The following is a 22,468-nucleotide window of genomic DNA, read 5'->3' as shown; positions in this document are numbered from 1 at the left end:
ATGCATTATCTTCCCTGCCATGTCCAGTGCCCACAGAGTCATCGCGATGAGCGCCGCGGGAGAACCCCCGCTGGTGTGGCGTCTGCATGTCGACCTGTGCCACTGCAACGGCGACCTGTGTATGCGCTGACGCGCGTCCGTCGCTGACGTCCCTCCCTCGCCGCCCGCGGTCGATCCCCGGTCCGGCGGTCCCCGGTCGCCCGGGGTGACGTCATGGCGTGCTGCGCGCCGACGCCTCCACCCGTACCCCGGCCCGGTCGCCCGTTCCTGCTCCTGAGCTGCCGCTCAGCACCGCGTCCGCCCGCACCGCGCCGGCCTTCCGTCCCCTCCCCGTCCCCGCGGTGCCCGGCTGCGTCCGGCGCTGTCACAGGAGTCCCCCTTGCCTGCCATCCTGAAGAGAATCCCGTTCTGGGCGCAGATCATCTCCGGTCTGGTCCTGGGCGTCGTGCTGGGCCTCATAGCCCGCGACGCCGACGTGCACTGGCTCACCGAGACCCTGACGCGCATCGGCGACATCTTCGTCCAGCTGCTGAAGCTGGCCGTGCCCCCGCTGGTCTTCACCGCGGTGCTGGTCAGCGTCACCAACCTGCGCAACGTCACGAACGCCGCGCGGCTCGCGGTGCGCACCCTGCTGTGGTTCTGCGTCACCGCGCTCATCGCGGTCACCATCGGCATCCTGCTGGGCCTGGCCACCAAGCCCGGCGACGGCGTGCACCTGAAGGCCGGGGCGGTGCCGGACGGGCTGCACAAGGGCAGCTGGATCGACTTCCTGACCGGCATCGTCCCGACGAACATCGTGGACGCTTTCGGCCAGCCCAACGTGCTGCAGATCGTCTTCCTCGCCGTCGTGATCGGCGCCGCGTCGCTCTCGGTCGGCGAGAAGGCGGAGCCGCTGATCGACTTCGCGAAGGTCGTGCTGGAGGTCGTGCAGAAGGCGCTGTGGTGGGTCATCCGGCTCGCCCCGCTGGGCACGCTGGGCCTCATCGGCAAGTCGGTGGCCACCTACGGCTGGGACCTGCTCAAGCCGCTCGGCACCTTCACCGTGGACGTGTACGTCGGCTGCGCGCTGGTGATGTTCGTGGTCTACCCGCTGCTGCTCGCGCTGGTCGGCAAGGTCAACCCGGTCAACTTCTTCAAGGGCGCCTGGCCCGCCATCGAGCTGGCCTTCGTCTCCCGCTCCTCGGTCGGCACCATGCCGGTCACCCAGCGGGTCGCCGAGCGGCTCGGCGTGCCGCGCGACTACGCGTCCTTCGCGGTGCCCTTCGGCGCCACCACCAAGATGGACGGCTGCGCCGCGGTCTACCCGGCGCTCGCGGCGATCTTCGTCGCGGAGGTCTACCACGTCCACCTGGGCATCGGCGACTACCTGCTGATCGCGTTCGTCTCGGTGATCGGCTCGGCGGCGACGGCCGGTCTGACCGGTGCCATCGTGATGCTGACGCTGACCCTGAGCACGGTCGGCCTGCCGCTGGAGGGCGTCGGCCTGCTGCTGGCGATCGACCCGATCCTGGACATGATGCGCACCGCCACCAACGTCACCGGCCAGATCGTGACGCCGGTGCTGGTCGCCTCCCGGGAGAAGATCCTGGACCGCGCCGCCTTCGACGCCCCGCGCGGCATCGAGGACGACGAGCCGGCCGTGGAGTCCGAGACCCGCGAGCTGGTCGAGGTCTGACCCCCACCCTCGCTGCGCGCACCACGGCCCGGTCCCTCCCCTCGGAGGGGCCGGGCCGCGGCCGTACGCTCACCCCCGCCGGGGTCCGCGTACGGGCGGCGGGAGCTGGCCGCCGACGAGCGCGCCCAGGGCCAGCAGGAAGCCCGCGAGCTGCACGGGCCCGAGCGTCTGGCCCAGCACCGCGGCGCCCAGCACGGCGGCGACCAGCGGCGAGAGCAGCGCGAGCAGGGCGGCCGAGGTGACCGGCAGCGCGCCGATGCCGCGGAACCACAGGGTGTACGTGAGGAGCCCGCCGACCAGTCCCAGCCAGAGGTAGCCGAGCGCGGCCCGCCCGTCGACGGCGGGCGGCGCGCCCTCGGCGAGGAAGGTCACCGGCAGCAGGAGCAGGCCGCCCGCGGTGAGCTGCCATCCCGCGAAGGCGGTGCCGCTCACCCCCGCCGGGCGCCCCCAGCGCTTGGTGAGCGTCACACCGAGCGCCATCGTGACCGCGCCCGCGAGCCCCGCCGCCACGCCGACCCCGTCCAGCCCGGCGTCCGGCCCGATCACCACCAGGCCGACCCCCGCGGCGCCCGCCACGCCCCAGCCGATCCGCCACAGTGACAGCCGCTCGTGCAGCACCGGCGCCGCGAGCAGCGCGACGGCCAGCGGCTGGCCCGCCCCGAGCGTCGCGGCCACCCCGCCGGGCAGCCGCTCGGCGGCGGTGAAGAGCAGCGGCAGGAACAGCCCGATGTTGAGCGCGCCCAGCACCGCGGCCTTGCCCCACCAGGCGCCGCGCGGGAGCGTGCGGGTGAGGGCGAGGGCGACGAGCCCGGCGGGCAGCGCCCGCAGCAGTCCGGCGAAGAGCGGGTGCCCGTCCGGCAGGAACTCGGTGGTGACGATGTAGGTGGTGCCCCAGACGGCGGGCGCGAGCGCGGTGAGCGCGGTACGCGACAGGCCCGGCCCCCGATCCCCGCGGACGGTGCCGCGGGTCCGTGCCATGGATTGCGTGGTCATGACGGAAGTCTCGGCCCGCCAGGATCGATGAGTCCAACACATGCTTGTCACACCATCGATCGTGATCCACGATGGATCCATGGAACTCCAGCAGATGCGGTACGTGATCGCCGTCGCGGAAACCAGCAGCTTCACCCGCGCCGCCGAGCGCTGCCGCGTCGTGCAGTCCGCGCTGAGCCACCAGGTGGCCCGGCTGGAACACGAGCTGGGCGCCCGGCTGTTCGAGCGCACCAGCCGCCGGGTGCGGCTCACCCCGGCGGGCGAGGCCTTCCTCCCGGCCGCCCGGCAGTGCCTGGAGGCCGCCGGGCGCGCGGCGGCCGAGGTCGCCGCCGCGGTCGGCGAGGTGCGCGGGCGGCTCGCCGTCGGCTCGATCCCGACGGTCACCGCGGCCGACGTGCCGGGCGCGCTGCGGGAGATCCACGAACGGCATCCGCAGGTGCGCATCACCTTGCGGGTGGGCGCGAGCGACGAGCTGATCGAGCAGGTCAGGACCGGCGGCCTGGACGTGGCCTTCCTCGGCCTGCCCACCACGGCGGTGCCGCACGGGGTCGGCGTCCACGAGCTGGCGCGCGGCGCCCTGGTCGCGGTGGTCGCGCCGGACCACCCGCTCGCCGGGGAGCGCGCGGTGAGCCTGGCCCGGCTGGCGCGGGAGACCTTCGTGGAGCTGCCCGCCGGGACCGCGGGTCGCGCCCAGTCCGAGCAGGCCTTCGCCGCGGCGGGGCTGAGCCGCGACATCGCCTACGAGGTGAGCAGCGCGGAGTTCATCCCGCGGCTGGTCGCCCCGGGCCTGGGCGTCGCCATGCTCCCGGCCGCGTACGCGCCGAACCTGACCGGCGTGGTGACGGTGGAGGTGACGGACGCCCCGGCGCGCGTGGAGTACGTCATCTGGTCCCGCTCCGGGCCGACCCCGGCGGCGGCGGCCTTCCTGGACGCGCTGGGGGTGGATCCGCGGGCGTAGCCCCCGCCCGTACCGCTCGCCCGCCGGGACCGGCGCCGTACCCCTCAGGGGCCGTCCGCTAGGCCTCCGGTCCGGCCGCCGGTGCCGTCGAAGGCGTGCAGCAGGCGCTCGGCCGCGTCCGCCGCCGTGAGGGTCCCGGCGCGCAGGCCCGCTTCGATCTCGGGGGCCAGGGCGCGGACCGCGGGGTGGGTGTCGAGGCGGGTGAGCAGTGTGTCGCGGGCCGTCGACCAGGCCCAGGCGACCTGCTGGGCGCGGCGCTTGGCGGCGAGGCCGCCGTCCGCCGCGAGCCGGGAGCGGTGCGCCTCCAGCCGTTCCCACACCGTGTCGAGACCGGCGGACTCGCGCGCGCTGCACGTGAGCACGGGCGGCGTCCAGGAGGCGTCGGCGGGCTGCATCAGGCGCAGCGCACCGGCGAGTTCGCGGGCGGCGGCGCGGGCGTCGCGCTCGTGCGGGCCGTCCGCCTTGTTGACGGCGACGACGTCGGCCAGCTCCAGCACGCCCTTCTTGATGCCCTGGAGCTGGTCGCCGGTGCGGGCGAGGGTGAGCAGCAGGAAGGTGTCGACCATGCCGGCCACGGCCGTCTCGGACTGGCCGACGCCGACCGTCTCGACCAGCACCACGTCATATCCGGCTGCCTCCATGACGACCATGGACTCCCGGGTCGCGCGCGCCACCCCGCCGAGTGTGCCCGCGCTCGGCGAGGGGCGGACGAAGGCGGCCGGGTCGGTGGCCAGCCGCTCCATCCGGGTCTTGTCGCCGAGGACGGAGCCGCCGGTGCGGGTGGAGGACGGATCGACGGCGAGCACCGCGACGCGGTGCCCGAGGCCGGTGAGCAGGGTGCCGAAGGCATCGATGAAGGTGGACTTTCCCACCCCCGGCACCCCGCTGATCCCGATCCGCCGGGCGCCGCCGGTGTGCGGCAGCAGCTCGGTGAGCATCCGCTGCGCCAGGGCGCGGTGGTCCGGGCGGGCGGACTCCACGAGCGTGATGGCGCGCGCGACGAACGCCCGGCGCCCTTCGAGCACGCCCTCGGCGTACGCTCCGGCGTCGATCGCCGCGGGTCTTGACGTGGGCATACCGCGGCTACAGCTCCTCGTGGCCGAGCGCCGCGGCCAGCTTGGTCAGCAGGTCGTGCGCGGCCTCGGGGATCACCGTGCCGGGCGGGAAGACCGCGGCGGCGCCCGCCTCGTGCAGCGCGGGCACGTCCTGCGGGGGGATGACGCCGCCGACGACGATCATGATGTCCTCGCGGCCCTCGGCGGCCAGCTCGGCGCGCAGCGCGGGCACCAGCGTGAGATGGCCCGCGGCGAGGGAGGAGACGCCGACGATGTGCACGTCCGCCTCGACCGCCTGCCGCGCCACCTCCGCGGGGGTCTGGAAGAGCGGGCCGACATCGACGTCGAAGCCCAGGTCGGCGAAGGCGGTGGCGATGACCTTCTGGCCGCGGTCGTGCCCGTCCTGCCCCATCTTGGCGACCAGGATGCGCGGCTGCCGCCCCTCGGCCTCGGCGAAGCGCCCGACCAGCGCGCGGGTGCTGTCGGCCGCGGGCGTGGCGCCTGCCTCGTCGCGGTACACACCGGAGATCGTACGGATCTGGCCCGCGTGCCGTCCGAAGACCTGCTCCAGGGCGTCGGAGATCTCACCGACGGTGGCCTTGGCACGGGCGGCGTCCACGGCGAGGGCGAGCAGGTTGCCGTCCAGGCCGGTCCCGGACGGGCGGCCGGCGGCCGCGGTGAGGGCGCGCAGCGCGTCCCGGCAGGCCTCCTCGTCGCGTTCGGCGCGCAGCCTGCGCAGCTTGGCGATCTGGCTGGCCCGGACCGCGGAGTTGTCGACCTTGAGCACGTCGATCGGCGCGTCGTCGGCCGCCTGGTACTTGTTGATGCCGATGAGCGGCTGCCGCCCGGAGTCGATACGGGCCTGGGTGCGGGCCGCGGCCTCCTCGACGCGGAGCTTGGGGATCCCCGCGTCGATCGCCTGGGCCATGCCGCCCGCCGCCTCGACCTCCTGGATGTGCTGCCAGGCGCGCTCGGCGAGGTCGTGGGTGAGCCGTTCGACGTAGGCGCTGCCGCCCCACGGGTCGACGACCCGGCAGGTGCCGGACTCCTGCTGGAGCAGCAGCTGGGTGTTGCGGGCGATGCGGGCGGAGAAGTCGGTGGGCAGGGCCAGCGCCTCGTCCAGCGCGTTGGTGTGCAGCGACTGGGTGTGGCCCTGGGTCGCGGCCATCGCCTCGACGCAGGTGCGGGTGACGTTGTTGTAGACGTCCCGGGCGGTCAGCGACCAGCCGGAGGTCTGCGAATGGGTCCGCAGGGACAGCGACTTGGGGTTCTTCGCGCCGAACTGCCGGACCAGCCGCGCCCACAGCAGCCGGGCGGCGCGCAGTTTGGCGACCTCCATGAAGAAGTTCATGCCGATCGCCCAGAAGAACGACAGCCTCGGTGCGAAGGCGTCCACGTCCAGCCCCACGGCCTGCCCGGCGCGCAGGTACTCGACACCGTCGGCGAGGGTGTAGGCGAGCTCCAGGTCGGCCGTCGCCCCGGCTTCCTGGATGTGGTAGCCGGAGATGGAGATGGAGTTGTAGCGCGGCATCTTCCGTGAGGTGTAGGCGAAGATGTCGGAGATGATCCGCATCGAGGGTTTCGGCGGGTAGATGTAGGTGTTGCGGACCATGAACTCCTTGAGGATGTCGTTCTGGATGGTCCCGGCGAGCTTTTCCGGGGGCACCCCCTGCTCCTCGGCGGCGACGATGTAGAGCGCGAGCACCGGCAGCACCGCGCCGTTCATGGTCATCGACACGGTCATGCGGTCCAGCGGGATGCCGTCGAAGAGCTGCCGCATGTCGTAGATCGAGTCGATCGCGACACCGGCCATGCCGACGTCGCCGGTCACCCGCGGGTGGTCGCTGTCGTAGCCGCGGTGGGTGGGCAGGTCGAAGGCGACGGACAGGCCCTTCTGCCCGGCGGCGAGGTTGCGCCGGTAGAAGGCGTTGGACTCCTCGGCGGTGGAGAAGCCCGCGTACTGCCGGATGGTCCAGGGCTGGTTGACGTACATGGTCGGGTAGGGCCCGCGCAGGAAGGGCGCGATGCCCGGGAAGGTGCCGAGGGTGTCGAGGCCCTCCAGGTCGCGGGCGGTGTAGAGGGGTTTGACCGCGATGCCCTCGGGTGTCTCCCACGCGAGGTCGGCGGCACTGCTGCCGGTGGCCTCCTTGACCGCGGAGGCCCAGCGCTCCTCGGTCGCGCCGGGGGGGTCGCCGTCCTCGGCGAAGGGAATGCCGGTGAAGTCCGGGACGCCGCTCATGCCGCCACTCCCGCTCGGTCGAGTACGAGGGTCAGGGCGGCGACGGCGTCGCAGCCCAGGAAGACGTAGCCGTCCAGGCCCGGCAGCGCGTCCGGCCGCCCGGCCAGGTAGATCCAGCGCGCGCCCGCCGCGCGCAGCGCCGAGACGACGTCCGGCCCCTGCTCGGCGTAGAGCGCGTCGGCGGAGCACAGGCAGGCCGCCTGCGCGCCGCTCGCGGCGAAGGCCGCGGCCACCGTGCCGGCGTCCACCGACACCGGGTCGTGCACCGGCTCGACGCCCCCGGCCTGGAGGATGTTGCTCGCGAAGGACGCCCGGGCGGTGTGCGCGGCGGCCGGGCCGAGCGCGGCGAGGAAGACCTTGGGGCGCGCCCCGGTCGCCGCGAGGTGGGCGTCGGAGCGGGCGCGCAGCGCTTCGTACGCCTCGTCGCGGCGCACCCGGGGCAGACCGCCGGACGCGGCGGGACGGGCCGGGGCGGGCGCGCGCGGCACGGGCCGCTCGGCGAGGTCGGGGAATTCGCTGACGCCCGTGACGGGTTCGCGGCGGGTGGCGAGGCGACGGCGGCGCGCCGCCCACGTCGAGGCGATCCGCTCGCCCAGCAGGCCGGAGGCGAGGGCCCGCTCCTGGCCGCCCGCGGCCTCCAGCTCCTGGAAGAACGCCCACCCGGCGCGGGCCAGTTCGGTGGTGAGTGACTCGACGTACCAGGAGCCGCCCGCGGGGTCGGCGACCCGGCCCAGGTGCGACTCCTCCAGCAGGATCGCCGAGGTGTTGCGGGCGACGCGGCGGGAGAAGGCGTCCGGCGCGCCGATCGCGGTGTCGAAGGGCAGCACGGTGACGGCGTCCGCGCCGCCCGTCCCGGCGGCGAAGGCAGCGAGCGTGGTCCGCAGCAGGTTCACGTACGGGTCGCGGCGGGTCGCCATGACCGTGGAGGTGACGGCGTGCTGGCGCTGGCCGGCCGCCGCCGGGGCGCCACAGGTCTGCGCGACGCGCGCCCATGTCCGGCGGGCCGCGCGCAGCTTGGCGGTGGTCAGGAACTGGTCGGCGGTCGCGGCGAAGCGGAATTCGAGCTGGCCGAGGGCTGCTTCGACGTCCAGGCCCGCACCGGTCAGCAGCCGCAGGTAGGCCACCCCGGTCGCGAGCGCGGCGCCCAGCTCCTGCGCCTCGGAGGCGCCCGCCTCGTGGTAAGGCAGGGCGTCCACGGCGAGCGCCCGCACCCCCGGGTAGCAGCGGTGGACCCGCCGCGCGAGGGCCACGGCGTCGTCGGGGGCGGCGGCCTCGCCGGTGCGGGCCGCCTGCCCGAGCGGATCGGCACCGAGGCAGCCGCGGACGGCCGCCGGGTCGACGCCCCGGGCCTCGTACAGGCCGATCAGCTCGCGCGCGGCCGAGGCGGTCTCGGGCCCGGCGTCCAGGACCACGGGGGCGAGGTCGAGGAGGACGCCGTCCAGGGCCCGGGTGAGACCGCCGGGCGGCAGGGCGGGGCCGCGGACGGCCAGCCAGAGCGAGGTCGCGCCGTTCTCCAGGTCGTCGAGCGCCGCGGCGTTGGCGGCCGCGGGGTCGGCGAAGTCCAGCCGTGTGCGCACGTCCCAGCCGCCGAGCAGGGCGCTGCCGCGCACGTAGGGTGGGAAGCCGGGCAGGCCCGGGTCGGGCGCGGTGTCCTGCGCGGTGTAGAGCGGCCGTACGGTCACGCCGCCGTCCAGCGCGGTCGCGAGCGCCGCTTCGGCCTCCGCGTCCGGCACCTCCTTACCCGACTTGCGCAGCACCCCCGCGGCCAGCTGCCGCCACTGCTCACGGGTGGCCTCCGGGAACGGGGCGGCCGGTGAGACTCCCTCGTCAGGCAGAACCGTCATACAGCGCAGGGTAGGCGCGGCTTCTAAAGTCCGTCTTCCCCTAAAAGACCGGGGACCCACCCCTAGTACGGTGACCGGAAGGGTTCACCGGTGGCCGCCGGGAGGCTGTCCGGGCGGCTGAGGGCCACTGCCGCCTGGACGACTCCCGCCTGGTGGGAGGCCTGCCGGGCGACCGGGAGGCGGGTCGCCGGGAAGGTGCTGCGGTAGCGGGCCGTCCAGTCGTGCAGCAGCATGTCGAGCCGGGCGGTGAGCGGTGCGGTGGCGGCCCCGGCCGGGGCAACGGCGCGGCGCAGCATCGCGGCGGCCCGCAGCGGCACCCGGTGCGTCCACTGCTCCAGGCCCGCCAGCAGGCCCTCGGTCAGCCGCCGCCCGGCGGGTACGGGGCCGGGGCCGCCGCAACGCGGGTCCCATTCGTCGGGGAGGCGGCGCAGGAAGGTCAGCTGGGTGCGGACCGAGCGGACGAGCGGGCCGTCGCCGTCGCCGTCCGAGAAGCCGCCGGGGCCGGGGAGCCGGGCTGGGGCGGCGTCCAGCAGGGCGGCGATGAGGTCGCCGCGGCGGCGCATCCGGTCGGCGCACGCGGCCAGCCGCCGCTGCGGGTCGCGGCCCGGACTGCGGTCGCTCATCCGGTCGCAGGCCCACCGCGGCGCCTCGACGATCACGGTCGCGCCGCCGTGCCCGTGCGGGGCGTACCACGTGGTGCGGCGGATGTCCCCGGTGCGGGCGCCGTTCGTGCGGGCGGCCCCGGGAACGGGCGGGGCGGATGGGGTGGGTGGTGGCATCAGGTAGACGCCGGGGGCGGGTTCGGCGTAGAGCACGGTGTCGTACGAGCCGCATTCCACGGGAATGCCGAATTCAGCGGCGGAGCGCGTGAACGGCCCCGCCAGACCCGGAATCTCCCGGGTGCTCTGCACGAATGTCCCGCCCACGTCGATGCCGTGCAGCGAGAACTGGAGAAACGGCCGGAGTTCGCCGATGAGACCGAGCAGGATATCGCTCTCGGGGAGTTGCCCGCCGATCGACGGGGCCCATTCCGGCTGTTCGCCGGACGCCGGGCGGAAATAGTGGGCGAGGAATCCCTCCAGGTCGCGCGCGCGGTGGGCGCCGTGCACCAGCCGCGCCCCGTCCGGATCCGCGCACAGCAGGAAGTGCCAGGCCACCGACGCGTGCTGGGCGGGGTCGGCCAGGATCCGGTGGGCCAGTTCCATGGCCGCGGCGCCGCCCACGAGTTCGTCGGGGTGCGCGCCGGAGACCACCAGGACGTGGTCGGCGGCGTCCCCGACGGACAGCAGCGTCAGCGGCCGCCCGGCCCGGGAGGCGCCGACGGTCCGGGTCCTGCACACCCGCGGGTGGCGCGCGGCGAGCGTCCGGGCGGTGTCCTCGATCTCGTCGAGCGCGGGATAGCGGTCGTAGGCGGCAATCGCCCTTCCCGCACTGGTCGAGGCGTCGATCACCCGTGAATACCTCTTCCGGTCGACCCGCGCCCTGCCGCGGCGGCAGTTGACGGGCAACCATGGATTCATGTGGACTGCGGGGTGTCAAGCGTTCCGCCATTGAACGGAGCCGAATCCTCCGCATGTTACGGCCGCGCGTCAAACCCGAGCATTCCGGCTACCGCACGGTCGACGGGAAGGTCCGGCTCGGCAGTGTGGTCTACGGGATCGGTGTGGAGATCGACGACCCGGACGGCTGGGTGTGGGCGCTGGTGCGGGCGCTCGACGGCACCCGTACCGCTCCCGAGGCCGCCCGGCTGGTGGCCGCCGCGCATCCGGCGGTGACGGCGGCCGAGGCGGAGCAGGCGGTCGCCGAACTGGCCGAGGCCGGGCATCTGGAGGACGCCGCCGCGCCCGCCCCCGCGCTCTCCGCGCGCGAACAGGAGCGCTACAGCCGGGGCGTGCCTCTGCTGCGCTGGCTCGACCGCGGTCCGCGGCGCAGCGCGTGGGAGATGCAGGAGCGGCTGCGCGCCGCCCGGGTGCTGCTGATCGGTCTGGGCGGGACGGGCGGCTACGCGGCGCACGCGCTGGTCGCCTCCGGCGTGGGCCACCTGCACTGTGTGGACCCTGACACCGTCGAGCTGTCCAACCTCAACCGGCAGCCGCTCTACCGGGAGAGCGACCTCGGCCGCTCGAAGGCGGAGGCGGCGGGCGAGGCCCTGCGGGCGGTCAACTCCGAGGTCGAGGTCAGCTGCGAACCGACCCGTGTGACCGGCCCGGAGGACGTCACCGCGCTGCTCGGGGCGCCCGCCGTCCAGTACGACCTGCTGCTGCTGTGCGCCGACCGGCCGCCGGAGATCCGCCGCTGGGCCAACGCGGCCTGCCTGGCGTCGGGCACCCCGTGGATCGACGGCGGCTACCGGGGCCCGCTGGCGTCGATGGGGGTGTACGTGCCGGGGTCCGGCCCGTGCTGGGTGTGCCTGCGGGCGGGCGAGGTGGAGCGGCGCGAACTGGCCCTGGCGCCGGACCAGGACGAGGAGGCCGCCTCGCCGCGGATGCCGTGGAACCCGGTCACGGCGGTGACCGCGGGCCTGTCGGGGCTGCTGATCGCGCACGCCGCGACAGCCCTGCTCACCGGCGCTCCGCCGATGGAACCCGGCTTCCGCTACGGCATCAACCTCGCGGCGCTGGAGGAGCCGGACGTCGAGCGCCACCCGCGCCGCCCGGACTGCCCGGCGTGCGGCACGGGCGCGTCCGGCTGACGCGTCTGCGGCCGATCGCCGTACGCGCGTGCCCCGTCCGGGGACAATGGGGCGGTGGCGAGCTACGCGGAGATGGAACTGGCCGACGGGACAGCGGTGCGCTTCGAGGTGTCCCCGGGCACGGGCACGGGGGGCGGCGGGCTGCCGGACGGCGCCGGGGAACTGCCCCCGGGCACGGGCGACCTGGTCCCGGTCGCGGGCGGCGGCCTCGCCGTCGGGGCGCTGCGCCGGACGCTGCGCCCGCTCGGCCCACTGCTCCAGGAGGTGCACGACGCCATCGCGGCCGCGCCGAGCCCGCCCCACGAGGTCAGCGTCACCTTCGGCGTGGAGGTGGGCCAGGACCTCAAGCTTGGCATCGTGGGCGCCGCGGGCAAGGCCCACCTGACGGTGTCGGCGACCTGGCATCCCACGCCCCCGCCCACCGCGCCCGGTACTGCGGAGGCGGCGGCGCCGCCCGCGACCTGACCGAGCGGCGGCCCGGTGGCTACGGGCAGGCACGCTCGTAGAAGTCGGCGGCGTCCACCGTGCAGTCGACGGTCCAGCCCGGCGCGTCGCCGTCCACGGGCCGGCTGACGACGCCGGGGCCGAGCGGTTCGTCCGCCGTCCGTTGGGCCTCGTCCGAGGTGCTTGCGTCGGGGGCGGTCCGGTAGAGCTTCGCCGTGTCGAGGTGGTGTCCGCACACGGCGAGGAGGCCCACCGGCTTCCCGCTCGCGTCCACGCTCACCCCGGCGCTCGCGTCCGCCGGGACCCCGCACCCCGTGAGCAGCCCCGCTGCCGCCACCGCGCAGACCGCACCTCTGACCGTCCGTGACGATCCGACCGACCGCATGTGTCCCCCCGTGGACGCAACGTCCGCCCTCGCCCGAGCGTAGGCGCGCGTCCATCGGCCGACGGTTGTACGCCACCGGTCCGTTGTGCGGACGTCTCCGCTCCGTGGCCTGCCGTCGCACATCCGCCCCACAGCTCGCACTGCATCGATCTTCCAGGCATTCGTGAAATTTTTTCTTTACTCGATCGCAACCTTGCGGCGATTCCTTCGTGCTCTGTACGGTCGGGGCGCCCGTTCCCCCCACTGTTCGTGAAGGAGCATCAGATGCGGGTGTGGACCGTTCCCCCGCGCGGCGCGCGCAGCGCCGGGCGGAGACTTCCGGCGGCCCTCGTGGCCGCCATGACCGTGGTGGCAGGCGCCGCCGCCACCGGGCTGCTGACCGGCGCCGCGGCGAGCGCCGCCGCCCGTAACCCCGCGGCGGCGGGTGCGGCCCAGGCCGCGCCCGTCCCCGGCAACGGGGTGGGCGCCACCGTGCCGTTCACCGACTTCGAGGGCGAGGCGGGAGTGCTGGGCGGCGGCGCCGGGACCGTCGCGCTCACCGCGGCGCCCACGACCCAGTTCTCCAGTGCCGCGCTGGAGGCCTCCGGGCACGCGTACGCCCACCTCGGCGGCACCGGGCAGTCGGTGCAGTGGACCAACACCACCGGCTCGCCCATCAGCTTCCTCAACGTCCGCGCCAGCGTGCCGGACTCGACGTCCGGCGGCGGCAGCGCGACGACCCTCGACCTGTACGTCAACGGCGCCTTCCGGCAGGCGCTGCCGCTCAACTCCAAGCAGAGCTGGGTCTACGAGGGCAACAACAACTACAACACCAGCGACAACCAGAACCCGGCGGACGGCAGCCCGCGGGTCTTCTGGGACGAGGCGCACGCTTTCGTCACCGGTGCCCCGATCCCGGCGGGCGCCACCTTCTCGCTCGTCAAGGACGCCGCCAACAGCGCCTCCTCGTACGACATCGACGTCGTCGACGCGGAGAACCCCCCGGCCCCGCTGGCGCAGCCGGCGAACTCGATCTCGATCACCAGCTGCGGCGCCGTCGCCGACAACACCCCCACCAACGGCGCCGCGGACGGCGCGGCCACCGACTCCGGGCCCGCGATCCAGAACTGCATCAACCAGGCCCAGTCGCAGGGCAGAACGCTGTGGATCCCGCCGGGCACCTTCTACGTCAAGGGCACCACGGGTCTGCGCGCGCAGGGCATCACGATCGCGGGCGCCGGCATGTGGTACAGCACCGTCTACCGCGACGTGCCGGTGCCCAACAGCACACCGCTGGCGGCGCTGTTCGAGGTGACGTCCTGCCATGTGCAGAACTTCCACATCGACGCCAACGCGGTCAGCCGCAGCACGATCGGCGGTGACGGCGGCGCCATGGACACCACCGGCACCAACTGGTCGGCGGACGGCATCTGGACGCAGCACACCATGTCCGGCTTCTGGGCCTCCGGCACCGGCGGCAGCGTCAGGAACAGTCGGCTGACGGCGATCTGGGCCGACGGCATCAACGTCAACAACGTCTCGCTCAACGGTGGCAAGGGCAGCGACCTCACCGTCAGCAACAACTTCGTCCGCGGCACCGGTGACGACGCCATCGCGATCAACTCCGTGGACTACAACACCAACGGCGACGGCTCGAAGACGTACTACACGCCGATGTCGAACGTCACGGTCAGCAACAACACCTCGATCGCGCCCTGGGGCGGCAAGGGCGTCGCCGTCTACGGCGGCAGCGGGCACCACGTCACGAACAACTACATGAGCGACACCGCCCGTTACATCGGCCTGGGCGCCGGACGCTTCGGCGTGAACGGCAACGACCTGCTGTCGGCGACGATCACCGGCAACGTCGTCGTGCGCTCCGGCGGCAACGCCTACAGCCAGGGCCAGCCCGCGATGCACATCGGCAACGGCGGCGACGGCCAGAACACCGGCACCGTCGACAAGGTCACCGCGACCGGCAACACCGTCGTCGACCCGCTCTACGACGGCATCGGCTTCTCCACCTCCACCAACTCCCTGCTCCAGAACAACACCGTCACCGACCCCGGCCGCAACGGCGTGGTCGTCTCCCCGCCCTTCTACCCCGCGCCGACCGGCTCCGCGACGATCACCGGCACCACCGTGACCGGCGTCAAGCCCGGCAACGCCGCCTATCTCAACAACTCCGCGGGCTTCACCGCCACGCTCAGCGGCAACAGCTGGCAGGGCGGCGGCACCACCCCGCCACCGGCCGAGGGACCGTACGGCGGCACGCCCGCAGCGGTGCCCGGCACGGTGCAGGCGGAGAACTACGACACCGGCGGGCAGGGCACCGCCTACAACGTCAGCTCCGTGAACGGCAACGGCACCGCCTACCGCGCGGACGGCGTCGACCTGGAATCCACCTCCGACACCGGCGGCGGCTACGACCTCGGCTGGAGCAGCGGCGGCCAGTGGTTCCGCTACACCGTGAACGCCGCCTCGGCCGGCACCTACACGGTGGCCTTCCGGGTGGCCGCGCCCGCCGCCGTCGGCGGCGCCCTGCACCTGTCCGACGCCTCGGGCGCGAATCTCACCGGCGCGGTCGCCATCCCCGCGACCGGTGACTGGCAGGCCTGGAGCACCGTCACCGCCACCGTCACGCTGCCCGCGGGCAAGCAGGTCCTCACCCTCGTCGAGGACAACGGCGGCTGGAACCTCAACAGCCTGGCCTTCGCCACCGCGAGCGGCCCCGGCACGCCGACGAACCTGGCGGCGGGCAAGGCCACCGCCGAGTCCAGCCACACCGACGTCTACCCGTCCTCGCACGTCACCGACAGCGACCGGAACAGCTACTGGGAGAGCGCCAACAACGCCTTCCCGCAGTGGGTGCAGGTCGACCTGGGCTCCGCGCAGAGCGCCTCCCGCGTCGTCCTCAGGCTCCCCTCGGGCTGGGGCGCCCGCACCCAGACGCTCAGCCTCCAGGGCAGCACCGACGGCTCGTCCTTCAGCACCCTGAAGGCCTCGGCCGCCTACACCTTCGACCCGGCGACCGACAACACCGTCACCCTCACCTTCCCCGCCACCTCCCTGCGCTACGTCCGTGTGACGGTCACGGCGAACACCGGGTGGCCGGCCGGGCAGCTCTCCGACGTCCAGGTCTGGTCCTCCTGACCTGACCCGCGGGTCCGCCGCACCCCGGCGGGCCCGCGGGCCGGGACGTCACAGCGGGTCGCCCGCGAGGCGCCCCGGCGGCAGCGTGCGGCCGCTGAGCGCGAGGACCAGGTCCTCGGCAGTGCCGCTCAGCTCCGGTCCCGAGCCGAACGACCAGTCCAGGTCCGTCGCCCGCAGACCGCGACCGTCCAGCCGCACCCCGAAGTTCGCGGCGACACCTCCGGCGGCCAGCCCGTCGAGCACAGCCGTGACCGTACCCGGCGGGACGCGCCCCGCGGCGCCCAGCGGCACGGCCATGTCGAGGCCGTGGATCACCGCGTGGCTCAGGGCGCCCGGCCAGCCGCCGTCGGGCGACGTGAAGTGGTGGAGGGTGCCGCTGCGCAGCCCCGCCACCAGTTCGGCCGTGGGCAGCGCGGCGTCCCGCGCGGCGACCTTGTCCGAGAGGACGCCGAAGTCGAAGGCGCAGTCGCGCAGTTCGGCCATGAAGCGCTCCTGGGAGTAGCGCGCGGGCATCGTCACATGCGCGGCGACCTCGCGGATCCGCCAGCCCGCGCAGAGCGAGGGGGTGTCCCACTGCTCGTCGGACAGCGGCTCCAGCAGCGCGGCGAGCGCCAGGTACTCGGCCTCGACCGCGGGCTGCAGATCCGCGGTGCCGCCTGCGGCACCGTTCCCCCGGTCCTGGTTCGTCGTCATCGTCGGTTCCCTCGTCCTCGTCGTCGTGCGGTCGGCGGACTGACGTCCACCGTGCAGGACCGGCGGGGCGGCCGGAACTCATCGGTGGGGAGCGGTTCCCACGCGGAGAGGGGCCGGGGGAGGCGGGCCGTCGCCGGGCCCCGCACACCGGCCCGGTCGCACCGCCGTCAGGTCGCGGCGGGGTCCGTCTCGGCGTCCGGGTCCGCCCCGGGGCCGGACCCGGCGGCCTGCTCCTTCGCCTCGGCCAGCGCCGCCGCGCGGCGGTTGACCACGACGGTGGCCGCGGCCGCGCTCAGGACAAAGGCCAGCAGCACGGTGCCGGGGCGGTTCAGGCGGTCGCCGGTCAGGGCGTCGAGGGACAGGCAGCCGGGACCGGCGAGGCCCAGGCCCGCGGCCACGAAGCCGAGGAAGGCGGGGTACTCGAAGCCGCCCTGGTGGGCGAAGAAGCCCGCGGGGGCGTGCACGGACACCGCACCGGCCATCGCGCCCGCGGCCGCCGCGCCCGCCACCGGGGTGGCCAGGCCCAGCGCGAGCAGCGCGCCGCCGCCCGCCTCGCCGAGCCCCGCGGCCAGCGCGCTCTCCCGGCCGGGCCGGAAGCCCATCGAGTCCATCGCGGCGGCCGTGCCCTCCAGGCCCGACCCGCCGAACCAGCCGAGCAGCTTCTGCGAGCCATGGGCGAGCAGCGTGCCGCCCGCGCCGAGGCGCAACGCGAGCAGGCCGAGGTCCTTGCGACGGCTGAACGGCATGGGGCGGCCTTCCGCAGGCGGGGCAGTACGCGGTCCGTGGCCCATCCTGCCCCGCCCCCGGGACCCGCGCACCCGCTCACCGCCGCGCGGGTGGGCCGGTGTGCGCGGGGGTGGCGGGCGTTACGCGGTCGCCGCCGGGGTGGCCCGGCGCCGTAGAGTGGCAGTGTGGTGGACTATCCGGAGATACCCGGGCTCGGCGCGGTACGTCGCCGGCTGGGCGCGGAGCTTTTCGCCAGGGTGGCCGGGCCGGACGGGCCCGCCGCCAGGGCGCGGATCCACGACACCGAGGGGCCGCGCTGGTTCGCGCCGGACCGGCCGATCCGTACCGTGCACGGCGACGCGTCGATGTTCACCGGCGGCCTGTGCGCGCTGCTGCTGCAGTCGCTGCACCCGCTCGCGATGGCGGCGGTCGCCGCGCACTCCGGCTACCGCGGCGACCCGTGGGGGCGGCTCCAGCGCACCAGCGGCTTCCTGGCGGTGACGACGTTCGGGACGGCGGCGGACGCCGAGCACGCGGTCGCGCAGGTGCGGCGCATCCACGCCCGGGTCAGCGGAACCACCCCGGACGGCGAGCCCTACCGCGCCTCCGACCCGCACCTGCTGGCCTGGGTGCACGCGGCCGAGGTCGACAGCTTCCTGCGCGCACACCGCCGGTACGGCGCCCACCCGCTGGACGACGCGGGCTACGACGCGTACGTCGCGGACACCGCCCGGGTCGGCGCCGCGCTCGGGGTGGCGGACCCGCCGCACGACCGGGCGGAGCTGGCCGCCGTACTCGACGCGTACCGCCCGGAGCTGCGTGCCACTGATCAGGCCCGGGACGCCGCGCGCTTCCTGCTGCTCACCCCGCCCGTGCCGTGGGCGGCCCGGCCGGGCTACGCCGTGCTGGCCGCGAACGCGGTCGCGCTGCTGCCGGTGTGGGCGCGTGTGCCGCTGCGGCTTCCGTACCTGCCCGTGACCGAGGCGACCGGGGTGCGCTGGGCGGGGCAGGGCCTGACCCGGGCGATCCGCTGGGCGATGACCCCGCCGTCCTGAGGGATCTCACACCGCGCGGGCGAGGACCGGCGAGCCGTCCAGGAAGGGCTGGTCGCGCAGCGCGCCGTAACGGGCGTCCCACGTGCCGTCGGCGAGGTCGCGGCGCAGGTGCTCGGTGTAGCCATCGGCGGTCCGGGCGTCGACAAAGCACCAGGCCGAGCAGGAGCGGCGGGCGGCCGGGTCGAGCAGCATCTCGGGGCGCGCGTAGCAGGCCTCGTTGAAGCCGTCCGCGCAGTCGACGGGGATCGGCACGGTCATGACGTCGGCGCGCCCGCCGAAGGCCTCGGTGACGGCGCCGATCGGCGGGTGGCGGCGGCCCTCGGTGTCCAGCACCAGCGGCGCGTACGCGTACGGCCAGAAGTCGCGGACCAGGTCCGGGTCGCAGGTCAGGACGACGACCGGTGGTGTGTGTGCGCCCGGGTCGGGGCTGCCCGGGGGGGGTGCCTCAGGGGCGCGGGTCGGCGGAGGCGAGCCAGCGCAGCACCTCTTCGGCGTGCGCGCCGGGGTCGGCCACCGGGTGGAACACGTGCTCGACCACGCCGTCCCTGACGACCAGCGTGAGCCGCGCGTACAGCTCCTGCCCGCCCGCCTCGAAGGTCGGCAGACCGAAGGCGCAGCCGAGGCCGTGTCCGGGGTCGGACAGCATCGCGAACGGCAGCCGCAGCCGTTCGGCGACCTCCCGCTGGTAGCCGGTGTCCTGGCTGGACAGGCCGTAGACGGCGGTCGCGCCCGCGGCGGTGAGGTCCTCGTGGTGGTCGCGGAAGCCGCAGGCCTCGGGGGTGCAGCCGCGCGCGCCGGGGATGGAGTCCCACCCCTCGGGCAGGTCCTCGTCGGGCCGCCCGGTCAGCGGGTAGAGGTAGAGGACGGTCCGGCCGGGGCCCAGGGCGTCGAGGGCGACCGTGCGGCCGTCCGTCGCAGGCAGGGCGAGCGGCGGCATGCGCAGGCCGGACAGCCGCCGGCCGAGGTCGCCGGGCGCGGGCAGCGGCATGGCGGGGGCCCCTGCGGTCACGGCGGCCACGGGGGCCGCGTCCTGTGGGGGGTCCGTCCGCGCGGTGCGGTACGCGGCGGCGGTCAGGCGGGCGGCGAGCCTGTCCCGGCGGGCGGTCAGTTCCGTGATGTGGGCGCCCAGTTCGTCGATCGCCGAGCGGTACTCGGCCAGCGAGGAGGGGCAGTCGTCGGCGTCCCGCGCCCCGGACGCCAGGCACTCCAGGAAGGGCCGGGTCCGCTCGGCGGGTATCCCCAGATCGCGCAGGGCCCGCAGTTCGCGCACCGCGCGCACGTCGTCCTCGCTGAAGGCGCGGTAGCCGTTGGGCATCCGGCGCGGCGCGACAAGCCCCAGCTCCTCGTAGCGCCGGATGGCCTTCGCGCTCACTCCCGCACGCCGTGCGACGTCGCCGATCTTCATGTCCTCCGCCTTTCCGGCCGCCTCCCCTGACGGCCGATGCGAGCGTAGACCTTGCCCCCGGGGGCAAGGTCAACCGTTCACCGGGCCCCGCGGTGCACAGCCCGGGTCACACCTTCGCCACAGCCGCCGGTCCGCGGCTTCCCGGCCGGAACGGGAATGGAATGATGCGCCCCATGGCAACGAACGGGGGCACGGGCGACGAGCCCGCGCGCGAGGGTACGCATCCGACGACCAGCTACGAGCTGAAGCCGCCCGCACCTCCCGCCGACGACGTCCCCGCCCCTGTCTCCGCTTCCGCCTCCGCGCCCGTGCCGGGGCCGAGGCCCGCGCCCGCGGCCGACCCGCGCGAGGACGGCGCGAACGGCGGGTCGCGGCTGCTCGGCGGGCGCTACCGGCTGCTGGAGCGGCTCGGCTACGGCGGGATGGGCACGGTGTGGCGGGCGCACGACGAGGTCGTCGACCGCGACGTGGCGGTCAAGGAGCCGCGGGTGCCCGACCACATGACCGGCGCCCAGCGCGAGACGGCCCATCTGCGGATGCAGCGCGAGGCGCGCGCCGCGGCCCGGATCGACCACCCCTCGGTGGTGACGGTGCACGACGTCGTCGTCGAGGACGGTCGCCCGTGGATCGTCATGGAGCTGGTACGCGGCCGGTCGCTCGCCGAGGTACTGGCCGAGGGCACGCTGCCGCCGCGCGAGGCCGCCCGGATCGGGCTCGCGGTGCTGGGCGCGCTGTCGGCCGCGCACGAGGCAGGGGTGCTGCACCGCGACGTGAAGCCCGCCAACATCCTGCTCGGACGGTACGACCGGGTGGTGCTGACCGACTTCGGCATCGCCCAGGTCGAGGGCGAGGAGCCGCTCACCGAGACCGGTGCCTTCATCGGCTCCCCCGAGTACATCTCCCCCGAGCGGGTGCTGGGGCACCGGCCCGGGCCCGAGTCGGACCTGTGGTCGCTCGGCGTCGTCCTCTACCAGGCCGTGGAGGGCGTGTCGCCCTTCCGCCGGCAGGCCACGCCGTCGACCTTCCAGGCGGTGCTGCTCGCCGACCTGCCCGCGCCGCACCAGGCGGGCGCCCTCGCCGCGCCGGTGCTGGGGCTGCTGCGCAAGGAGCCGGCGGCACGGACGACCGCGGCCCGCTTCGCCGACGAGCTGCGCGCCGTCCTCGACCCCCCGCACGTCCCGGCGCCGGAGGCACCGCCGGCTCCCGAGGCCGCCGCGACGGCGGTCCTGCCCCCGCCGGGCCGTGCGATACGTGTACTGCCCCGCAGCCGCCGCGGCCGGGTGCTCGCCGCGGGGGCGGCGGCCGTCGTGGTGGCGGCGGCCGTGGTCGTGGTGGTCTCACCGTTCGGCGGCGGCGGAGGCCTGCCGAAGGGCTGGAAGTCGTACGACGAGAAGGGCGTCGGCGCCACCCTCGCGGTGCCAGGCGACTACGTCCGCAGCATCGACGACAAGGCCGTCACGTACACCGACCCGCACAAGGTCTTCCGGGTGACCCTCACCAAGGCCCAGGGCGAGAAGCGCAGCGCGGCGGCCGTCGCGAACGCCAACCTGGACTGGTACAAGGGCGGTGGCACGGTCAACTACAGCCACACCGTGGACGACGCCGACGGTACGGTCACCGAGGCCACCCAGCAGGGCGAGGCCGCCGCCCGGCTCGACGTCCTTTACACCGACCTCTCCGACGACGACAAGCCCGCGCTGCGCGAGCTCGAACTGGACGTCGTGAGCGGCTCGGGCGACCGCTACACCCTGGACGTGACGATGCCGGCCGCCGCGATCCAGTCCCAGCAGGGCGAGCAGATCTTCGACCAGGTCAAGGACCACCTGGAGATCCACGCGCTCTGAGCCGTGCCGGTCGGCGGTCGTCGCGGTTTGCCGGGGTGACGGCAGGTCAGGGTACGGCGGGCGTCAGGTCGGGGGGCCGCTGACGACCAGCCGGTGGCCCTCGGGCAGCAGGCAGCACAGCTCGTGCTCTCCCCAGGGCATGCGCCGCACGGGCCCGTCGGTGCGTCCGCCCGCGGCGGCGTAGCGCAGGGCCAGCCCGGCGAGCGGGATCCCCGCGTCGAGGGCGACGGTCACCGGCGCGATCGGCTCGTCGCCGGGCGCGAGGGCGAGCCGCAGCCCAGGACCGACCGACCACGGGCCGAGCCGCGCCGCGGCATACAGCGCGGGCTCGCCGACACGGAAGCCCGGTTCGAGACCGAGCCCGGCGTGCAGCAGGGCGAGGGTGGCCTCGACGTCCCGCACCGGGAGCACCGGGTGCGCCAGGTAGAAGCGCTGCGGCCCGGCCCCTGCGACCCGGCCGAGCACCACCTTCTCCCGGGTGCCGCCGACCGGCGTGGACATCGTGAAGCGGCCCCGCTCGGTCAGCCCGGCCCGCCGGGCGACGCCGATCGAGCCGGTGTTGGAGGCGTCGGCCCACGCCTCGACGCGCTCCAGGCCGCCTGCCGTGAAGAGGTGCTCCACGAGCGCGGCGACCGCCTCGCCGGTGATGCCGCGCCGCCACTCCGCGCGCCGCAGCATCCACGACAGCCAGGGCGTCGGGGAGACGTCGGCCAGCTCGACGAGCCCGAGGGCGTCCGGCTCGCCCGCACGCCGGATCGTCCACAGCCGTCCGTCGGGGCGCTCGACCCGGGTGGCGAGCCGCTCGCGGGTCTCGGCCTCGTCCCGTGGCGGCTCCTCGTCCGCCCAGGAGCGCGCGATGCGCGGATCGCCGTACGCGAGGTGCAGGTCCGCGGTGTCCGCGTCCAGGTCGAGCGGCGTCAGCACCAGCCGGGCGGAGCGCACCTGGCCGGGCACGCCGCCCGGCGCGTCCGCCGCCACCGCCTCGCCGCTCACGCGCCCAGAGCCCGCGCGCTCAGGGCCCTTACCCCGAGGGCCCGTACGCCGAGGGCCGCCCGTACGTTCAGGGCCCGCGCGCCGAGGGTCCGCACGGCGGGGCGGGATCGTCGGGGCAGCGTCGTGAACACCAGCAGCGCCATGGCCCCAGTATCCGTCCCCGCCCGCCCCGCGCCCAGCCCGCCCCGGGCCGCGGGCCGCGCCGGGCGGGCGGGCGGATCCGCTCGCCCGGCTCCCCGGCGGCGCATTCACCCGTTCGAGGTAGTGACACACAGTAAGTATCACGTTACCTTGAGTGAACAAGGGGAGTGTGAGCGGTTCCAGGGGCAGGGGGC

At 74.9% G+C, this 22,468-nt stretch carries 19 protein-coding genes; 7 read left to right on the top strand and 12 right to left on the bottom strand.

What is annotated here, in order from left to right:
- Nucleotides 1-361 precede the first annotated feature (361 nt).
- Nucleotides 362-1,675 (top strand): dicarboxylate/amino acid:cation symporter, encoded by a 1,314-nt coding sequence (locus ACH4PY_RS35370; protein WP_398192603.1) that lies wholly within the window; start codon nt 362-364, stop codon nt 1,673-1,675.
- Between the two features lie 69 nt (nt 1,676-1,744).
- Here ACH4PY_RS35370 and ACH4PY_RS35365 read toward each other — a convergent pair whose 3' ends face one another.
- The gene (locus ACH4PY_RS35365) at nt 1,745-2,668 is read right to left on the bottom strand and encodes an EamA family transporter (RefSeq protein WP_398192590.1); all 924 of its coding nucleotides are present in this window, start codon (nt 2,666-2,668) and stop codon (nt 1,745-1,747) included.
- A 79-nt stretch (nt 2,669-2,747) separates the two neighbouring features.
- Here ACH4PY_RS35365 and ACH4PY_RS35360 point away from each other — a divergent pair, with 79 nt between their 5' ends.
- A complete protein-coding gene (locus ACH4PY_RS35360) occupies nt 2,748-3,626 on the top strand; it encodes a LysR family transcriptional regulator (protein WP_398192601.1) in 879 nt (292 codons plus the stop codon).
- 44 nt (nt 3,627-3,670) lie between these two features.
- Here ACH4PY_RS35360 and meaB read toward each other — a convergent pair whose 3' ends face one another.
- The 4 genes from meaB to ACH4PY_RS35340 all read right to left on the bottom strand — a co-directional run bounded on the left by meaB (nt 3,671) and on the right by ACH4PY_RS35340 (nt 10,215).
- Nucleotides 3,671-4,702, bottom strand: a complete 1,032-nt coding sequence (gene meaB / locus ACH4PY_RS35355) for a methylmalonyl Co-A mutase-associated GTPase MeaB (protein ID WP_398192588.1) — start codon at nt 4,700-4,702, stop codon at nt 3,671-3,673.
- A 7-nt stretch (nt 4,703-4,709) separates the two neighbouring features.
- Nucleotides 4,710-6,920, bottom strand: a complete 2,211-nt coding sequence (gene scpA, locus ACH4PY_RS35350) for a methylmalonyl-CoA mutase (RefSeq protein WP_398192585.1) — start codon at nt 6,918-6,920, stop codon at nt 4,710-4,712.
- Complete coding sequence (locus ACH4PY_RS35345) at nt 6,917-8,764, bottom strand: methylmalonyl-CoA mutase family protein (protein ID WP_398192583.1); 1,848 nt, start codon at nt 8,762-8,764, stop codon at nt 6,917-6,919. Before ACH4PY_RS35345 ends, scpA begins: the two co-directional genes overlap by 4 nt.
- Before the next feature lie 62 nt (nt 8,765-8,826).
- Nucleotides 8,827-10,215: a M14 family zinc carboxypeptidase gene (locus tag ACH4PY_RS35340; RefSeq protein WP_398192581.1), complete on the bottom strand. Its 1,389-nt coding sequence runs from the start codon at nt 10,213-10,215 to the stop codon at nt 8,827-8,829.
- 122 nt (nt 10,216-10,337) lie between these two features.
- On the opposite strand from ACH4PY_RS35340, the gene ACH4PY_RS35335 reads away from it, so the two are divergent.
- Both ACH4PY_RS35335 and ACH4PY_RS35330 read left to right on the top strand, forming a co-directional pair.
- Nucleotides 10,338-11,456, top strand: a complete 1,119-nt coding sequence (locus ACH4PY_RS35335) for a HesA/MoeB/ThiF family protein (RefSeq protein WP_398192579.1) — start codon at nt 10,338-10,340, stop codon at nt 11,454-11,456.
- Nucleotides 11,457-11,510: 54 nt separating this feature from the next.
- Nucleotides 11,511-11,921 carry a CU044_2847 family protein gene (locus ACH4PY_RS35330; RefSeq protein WP_398192577.1) on the top strand — a complete coding sequence of 137 codons (411 nt, stop codon included), beginning with the start codon at nt 11,511-11,513 and terminating at the stop codon, nt 11,919-11,921.
- Between the two features lie 19 nt (nt 11,922-11,940).
- Here the strand turns inward: ACH4PY_RS35330 and ACH4PY_RS35325 are convergent, their stop codons facing one another.
- A complete protein-coding gene (locus tag ACH4PY_RS35325; RefSeq protein WP_398192575.1) occupies nt 11,941-12,237 on the bottom strand; it encodes a hypothetical protein in 297 nt (98 codons plus the stop codon).
- 387 nt (nt 12,238-12,624) lie between these two features.
- Between ACH4PY_RS35325 and ACH4PY_RS35320 the strand changes: the two genes are divergently transcribed.
- The gene (locus tag ACH4PY_RS35320; RefSeq protein WP_398192599.1) at nt 12,625-15,417 is read left to right on the top strand and encodes a carbohydrate-binding protein; all 2,793 of its coding nucleotides are present in this window, start codon (nt 12,625-12,627) and stop codon (nt 15,415-15,417) included.
- A gap of 48 nt (nt 15,418-15,465) precedes the next feature.
- On the opposite strand, the gene ACH4PY_RS35315 is transcribed toward ACH4PY_RS35320, so the two are convergent.
- Nucleotides 15,466-16,110 (bottom strand): maleylpyruvate isomerase family mycothiol-dependent enzyme, encoded by a 645-nt coding sequence (locus ACH4PY_RS35315; RefSeq protein WP_398192573.1) that lies wholly within the window; start codon nt 16,108-16,110, stop codon nt 15,466-15,468.
- Between the two features lie 167 nt (nt 16,111-16,277).
- Nucleotides 16,278-16,856, bottom strand: coding sequence for a DoxX family membrane protein (locus ACH4PY_RS35310; protein ID WP_398192572.1), 579 nt, complete (start codon nt 16,854-16,856; stop codon nt 16,278-16,280).
- 165 nt (nt 16,857-17,021) lie between these two features.
- On the opposite strand from ACH4PY_RS35310, the gene ACH4PY_RS35305 reads away from it, so the two are divergent.
- Nucleotides 17,022-17,891, top strand: a complete 870-nt coding sequence (locus ACH4PY_RS35305; RefSeq protein ID WP_398192570.1) for an oxygenase MpaB family protein — start codon at nt 17,022-17,024, stop codon at nt 17,889-17,891.
- A 6-nt stretch (nt 17,892-17,897) separates the two neighbouring features.
- Here ACH4PY_RS35305 and ACH4PY_RS35300 read toward each other — a convergent pair whose 3' ends face one another.
- Nucleotides 17,898-18,224 (bottom strand): hypothetical protein, encoded by a 327-nt coding sequence (locus tag ACH4PY_RS35300; RefSeq protein WP_398192568.1) that lies wholly within the window; start codon nt 18,222-18,224, stop codon nt 17,898-17,900.
- 112 nt (nt 18,225-18,336) lie between these two features.
- The gene (locus ACH4PY_RS35295) at nt 18,337-19,296 is read right to left on the bottom strand and encodes a MerR family transcriptional regulator (protein WP_398192566.1); all 960 of its coding nucleotides are present in this window, start codon (nt 19,294-19,296) and stop codon (nt 18,337-18,339) included.
- A gap of 173 nt (nt 19,297-19,469) precedes the next feature.
- Between ACH4PY_RS35295 and ACH4PY_RS35290 the strand changes: the two genes are divergently transcribed.
- Nucleotides 19,470-21,140: a serine/threonine-protein kinase gene (locus tag ACH4PY_RS35290; protein WP_398192564.1), complete on the top strand. Its 1,671-nt coding sequence runs from the start codon at nt 19,470-19,472 to the stop codon at nt 21,138-21,140.
- A gap of 63 nt (nt 21,141-21,203) precedes the next feature.
- Here ACH4PY_RS35290 and ACH4PY_RS35285 read toward each other — a convergent pair whose 3' ends face one another.
- Together ACH4PY_RS35285 and ACH4PY_RS35280 are read right to left on the bottom strand one after the other, a co-directional pair.
- Nucleotides 21,204-22,133: a GNAT family N-acetyltransferase gene (locus ACH4PY_RS35285; RefSeq protein WP_398192562.1), complete on the bottom strand. Its 930-nt coding sequence runs from the start codon at nt 22,131-22,133 to the stop codon at nt 21,204-21,206.
- Nucleotides 22,130-22,276 carry a hypothetical protein gene (locus tag ACH4PY_RS35280; protein WP_398192560.1) on the bottom strand — a complete coding sequence of 49 codons (147 nt, stop codon included), beginning with the start codon at nt 22,274-22,276 and terminating at the stop codon, nt 22,130-22,132. The genes ACH4PY_RS35285 and ACH4PY_RS35280 overlap by 4 nt, the downstream gene beginning before the upstream one ends.
- Between the last annotated feature and the right edge of the window lie 192 nt (nt 22,277-22,468).

Origin of the sequence: Streptomyces sp. NPDC021224 (assembly GCF_044332905.1) — a bacterium.
In the GTDB taxonomy this organism is placed as follows: Bacteria; Actinomycetota; Actinomycetes; order Streptomycetales; family Streptomycetaceae; genus Actinacidiphila.
Note: the sequence above shows the minus strand (reverse complement) of the source record. Positions and strands in the feature narration are given on the sequence as shown.